This window comes from Bradyrhizobium sp. P5_C11_2 (genome assembly GCF_054049755.1).
In genome coordinates this window covers 1-4,653 of record NZ_JBFULT010000582.1, presented here as the reverse complement: position 1 = coordinate 4,653, position 4,653 = coordinate 1, and the positions used below count along the sequence as shown (strand labels likewise).

The following is a 4,653-nucleotide window of genomic DNA, read 5'->3' as shown; positions in this document are numbered from 1 at the left end:
GCCGGTGATCATGCTGACGGCGACCGCGAGCCCGATCGATCGCGTCGTCGGGCTCGAGCTCGGCGCCGACGATTACGTCGCAAAGCCCTGCGAGCTGCGCGAGCTGATGGCGCGCATCCGCTCGGTGCTGCGCAGGAGCACGCCGGTGAAGGCAGCGGCCGCGGAGGCGGCGGCTGCCAAGTCCGACAAGGATCAATTGGTGCGCTTCGGCACCAAATGGCTCGATCTCGAAGCGCAGGCCCTGCGCGACGACGAAGGCAACGAGCATCCGCTGACCGCGTCGGAGTTCGGGCTGCTCAAGGTGTTCGCGGCCAACCCGAAGCGCGTGCTGTCGCGCGAGCGGCTGTTGGAATTGGCCAATGCGCGCGACGCCGAGGCGTTCGACCGCGCCGTCGACCTCCGCATCATGCGCATCCGCCGCAAGATCGAGCCCGACCCGACCAAGCCCGCCGTGATCCGCACCATCCGCGGCGGCGGCTATCTGTTCTCGCCGGCGGGCGAGAAGGCGTAGGGGCCAGCCTCACCCGGGACGACATCGGGTTTGTGGCGACATCGAACGCAAAAGCCGGAAATACGTTCCCGGCTGCTCCGCGCGCCGCCAGACCCCCCACCCCGTATTTTCCGTACATTGAAATTCCACGACTTTTTGCCCCGAATGTTTCGTCGCCCCCGTTTCGACGAAACAATTTGGCGGCGCACGAAACCATTTTCCGCTTGTGGTGCAGACGTCCCGAAACGTTGGCTCATTAACACTTTGGTCCAAGGAAACGCCGCTCGGTTGCGGCGCTACGGGGAGCTAAGTCAATGCCGAACGTCATCGCCATCAACGCCCAAGCCAGCCAGAGCATCATCGCCGCTCAGGCGACCTCGGACGACATGCTTCTCGAAAGCATTGCCGACGGCAACCGGACGTCGATGCACATCCTCTATTGCCGGCACCATGTGCGGGTCTACCGCTTCATCCTGCGCATCGTGCGTGATGCCACCACGGCGGAAGACCTCGTGAGCCAGGTTTTCCTCGACGTGTGGCGGACCGCCGGCCAGTTCCAGGGCCGCTCGCAGGTCTCGACCTGGCTGCTGTCGATCGCGCGCTTCAAGGCGCTGACCGCGATGCGCCAGCGCCGCTTCGAGGACATCGACCAGGAAGACGTGCGGCAGATCCCGGATGGTTGCGATACGCCGGAGACGTCGCTCGACCGCAGCGACACCAGCGCGATCCTGCGCGCCTGCGTCGCCAAGCTGTCGCCCGCGCATCGCGAGATCATCACCCTCGTCTACTACCACGAGAAGTCGGTGGAGGAGGTCGGGCAGATCATCGGCATCCCCCAGAGCACGGTGAAGACCCGGATGTTCTACGCCCGCAAGCAGCTGGCCGATCTGCTTAAGGGCTGTGGCGTCGATCGCTTCGCCGCCTGAAGCTCAAGGATTTCAATGGGATAGGGCCGCACCTCGGCCCTGCCCCGGACACGGAAGCGTTACCGCAGACGAAACAATTGAAACAAAGCACAACATCAGGCGGAAAAACTTCCTCCCTATAAAGCTCACATACGGTTTTAGTTAAACCTCCCAAGGACTTCCACGACCCGGACGGGATGCCCCCCGCCGGGTCGTTTTGTGTTTGGGGGGCTTTCGCCGCGCACTCCCGCCTCTCCCGCTTGCGGGAGAGACCCGACGCGCCCCGGGCGATGCGAAGCATCGTCCCGCGCGCGGCGGGTAAGGGTTCTCTCCTCTCGGGGGTGTCCCATTGCGGAGACACCCTCTCCCCAACCCTCCCCCGCAAGCGGCGGAGGGAGCGCACCGTCGTCTTGATAGGCGCCCCAATCGTCACGAAGCCGTGACGCCACGTAACGGCTGAGGCATCCGCCCCGAACCACCCCTCGTGACCCCCTTCACGAGTGGCCCGATGCTCGAACTCGCCTTTGCTGTCCTTGCCGGCATCCTCACCATCGCCGCGCCGTGCACGCTGCCGATGCTGCCGATCCTGCTCGGCGCCTCGATCGGGCGCGCGGGGCGGCTGCGGCCGGCGATGATCGCGCTCGGCTTCGTCATCTCGTTCTCCGCGGCCGCGCTGCTGCTCGGCGCAATCACGCGGCTGTTCGATTTCGATCCGAATGTGCTGCGCGAGGCCGCGTTGATCCTGCTGCTCGGCTTCGGCCTGTTGATGCTGTGGCCGGCGCCGTTCGAATGGCTGACGATCCGGCTCAATGGCTGGCTCGATCTCGGCGCCGCCAGCGCCACCCAGCGCGAGGGCGCGCTCGGCGGTCTCGTGCTCGGCACCACGCTCGGCCTGGTCTGGACGCCCTGCGCCGGCCCCGTGCTCGGCTCGATCCTGACGCTGGTGGCGACGTCGAAGAACGCCGCCTGGGCCGGCACGCTGCTGATCGCCTACGCCATTGGTGCTGCGATCCCGATGCTGGCGATCGCCTATGGCGGACAGGCCGCGACCACGCGCGTGCGCAGCCTGGCGCGGATCTCGCCGCGCCTGCAGCAGGGCTTTGGCGTCGTCGTGATCGCCTTCGCGGTCGCCGCCTACTTCCAGTACGACACGCTGCTCGTGGCGTGGCTCACCGGATTCTACCCCACCGGCCAGATCGGCCTGTGATCACCTCTCACCATCACCGGAGGACGCTTCCATGACTTTTAAACTGCTCGCCGTCTCCACCGCCCTGATCGGCATCGCCGTGACCGGCGCCGTCATCCCCGGCATCTGCGACGAGGCCGCACGCGCAGCGCCGATCGTCACCGCCGCCGCAAGCCAGCAGGCCGCGCCCGACTTCACCGGCATCACCAACTGGTTCAACTCAAAACCGCTCACTCTCGCCGACCTGCGCGGCAAGGTCGTGCTGGTCGACTTCTGGACCTATGGCTGCGTCAACTGCGTCAACACGCTGCCGCACGTCACCGACCTCTACGCCAAGTACAAGGACAAGGGCTTCGTCGTGGTCGGCGTGCACACGCCGGAATTCCCGTTCGAGCGCTCGGCGTCCAATGTGCAGGCCGCGCTGAAGCGCCACGGCATCACCTATCCGGTGGCGCAGGACAATGATTCCAAGACCTGGAACGCCTACAGCAACCAGTATTGGCCGGCGCAGTACATCATCGACCAGACCGGCAGGATCGTGTTCCAGCACGYCGGCGAAGGCCGCTACGACGAGATCGACCGCACGGTGGCAAAGCTGCTCAGCGCCAGCAGCTAGGCGCGCGCACCTTAAGTTGTCGATAAGACTTCCTGCGCTTGGCGCTTGACTCCACGGAGCCCTCCGTGGAGTTTCGCATCAATGGAAGTGCAGGCGATGGACGAGGCAACACGAGAGAGCGAAATTCGCCTTCGAAAGAATCTGTCGCGCCAGGACCGCTTGCTCCTGACTGGCTTTGCGGCAGCGGTGCTGCTTTTTGGCGTTTTGGGCTTGGCCAACTGGAGCGACAGTGTCATCGCCGCCCCGATCGCGCTGATACTGGGCATTCTGATGCTGTGCCAAGCGGGCTTTGGCGCCGATGTGCTGTGGACCATCAGGCAGGACGGGATCCTCATCGAAGAGGCGAGTCCACTTCGCCGGCGCAGTAGCAGATTCATCCGGCGCGAGGAAATATCGGCAGCCAAGGTCAACCATGACCAGGCCAACTCAGCGCGATTCCACGTCTCCCTTCTGCTTGCGTCGGGCGATCGCCTGACTTCACCGACGCTATCCGACATCACGCATGTCTACGAAACCACCGCACGTATCGCTGAGCAGCTTGGCATCGCGAATATCGATCCTCCGGCAAACTCACTCGATGCTACGAATGCAGAGATTCATCTGGGTGAACCCGTGAGGCCGGCCGCGGGCTACGATATTCGAATCATCACGGTGATCATCGCCGGGCTATGCACGATCCCTTATGCTTACAAATTCTGGAACGGCCTGCCGCTTGCCGCTCTCGAGATCGCCGTGGTGCCGGTGGGTATCATCGCAGCCATTCTGCTCTATCGGTACGCCCACGGCTTTGGCTCTCCGTTCTGGACCGTCCGCCGCGGTGAACTGCGCGTCGAACGGCTGTCCCGAGACGGGAAGCCGCATGTCGATACGATCACCGGTGGCGACGTTGACACGATTGGGGTCGAGCGCGACAGCAAGGTCGAGGAAGAGCGCTACGTCGTCAGGATCGACCTTCTCAACAGACAGAAATTCCTCAGCCCGGGCATCGGGACGCTGGACGAGACGCGCGCAGTGGCTGCGGAAATTGCCTTGCGTCTCGGGGTTGCCTCCGAGCGCGTGCAGCGGTGAACCGCTAACGCCCTTGTTGCTTGACTCCGCGGACCCGTCCGTGGAGTTTCGCCCCGACACAATCAGCCGCCAGCAATGGACGACGCGACCACCAGCAACGACATTCGCCTTCGTGAAGGCGCCTCGATCGCGCAGCGGCTGGTCATGTCCGGCTTTGCGGCGGCCGTTGCGCTGTGCTTCACGCCGGGCCTGTTCACGCACGACACGCTGGAAATCGTCATATCGCTGGTTGCGCTGCTGGTGGGCGCGGGGTTTGTCATCGGCATCATGATGGCGCCGGCGGTGGTGTGGATCATCACACAAGACGAGATTCTGATCGGGCAGCAGCGGCCGTTCGGAAAGCTCCAGACGCGGATCGTTGCGAAGGACGACATCACGGGGTTACAGG

5 protein-coding genes and 1 pseudogene are annotated in these 4,653 nt (G+C 64.4%); all 6 read left to right on the top strand.

Features of this window, described 5'->3' with window-relative positions:
- Positions 1 to 511 (top strand): winged helix-turn-helix domain-containing protein (locus ACXJL8_RS34535; protein ID WP_456686403.1); only part of this gene is annotated, 511 nt, incomplete at its 5' end.
- 293 nt (positions 512 to 804) lie between these two features.
- Positions 805 to 1,416: a sigma-70 family RNA polymerase sigma factor gene (locus ACXJL8_RS34530; protein ID WP_456619525.1), complete on the top strand. Its 612-nt coding sequence runs from the start codon at positions 805 to 807 to the stop codon at positions 1,414 to 1,416.
- Positions 1,417 to 1,903: 487 nt separating this feature from the next.
- Entirely contained in the window at positions 1,904 to 2,602 is a 699-nt protein-coding gene (locus ACXJL8_RS34525) for a cytochrome c biogenesis CcdA family protein (RefSeq protein ID WP_456619524.1), read from the top strand.
- 31 nt (positions 2,603 to 2,633) lie between these two features.
- Positions 2,634 to 3,197, top strand: a complete 564-nt coding sequence (locus tag ACXJL8_RS34520; protein WP_456686402.1) for a redoxin family protein — start codon at positions 2,634 to 2,636, stop codon at positions 3,195 to 3,197.
- An 81-nt stretch (positions 3,198 to 3,278) separates the two neighbouring features.
- A complete protein-coding gene (locus tag ACXJL8_RS34515) occupies positions 3,279 to 4,265 on the top strand; it encodes a hypothetical protein (protein WP_456619522.1) in 987 nt (328 codons plus the stop codon).
- A 75-nt stretch (positions 4,266 to 4,340) separates the two neighbouring features.
- Positions 4,341 to 4,653, top strand: a pseudogene (locus ACXJL8_RS34510) (hypothetical protein); the annotation flags it as partial.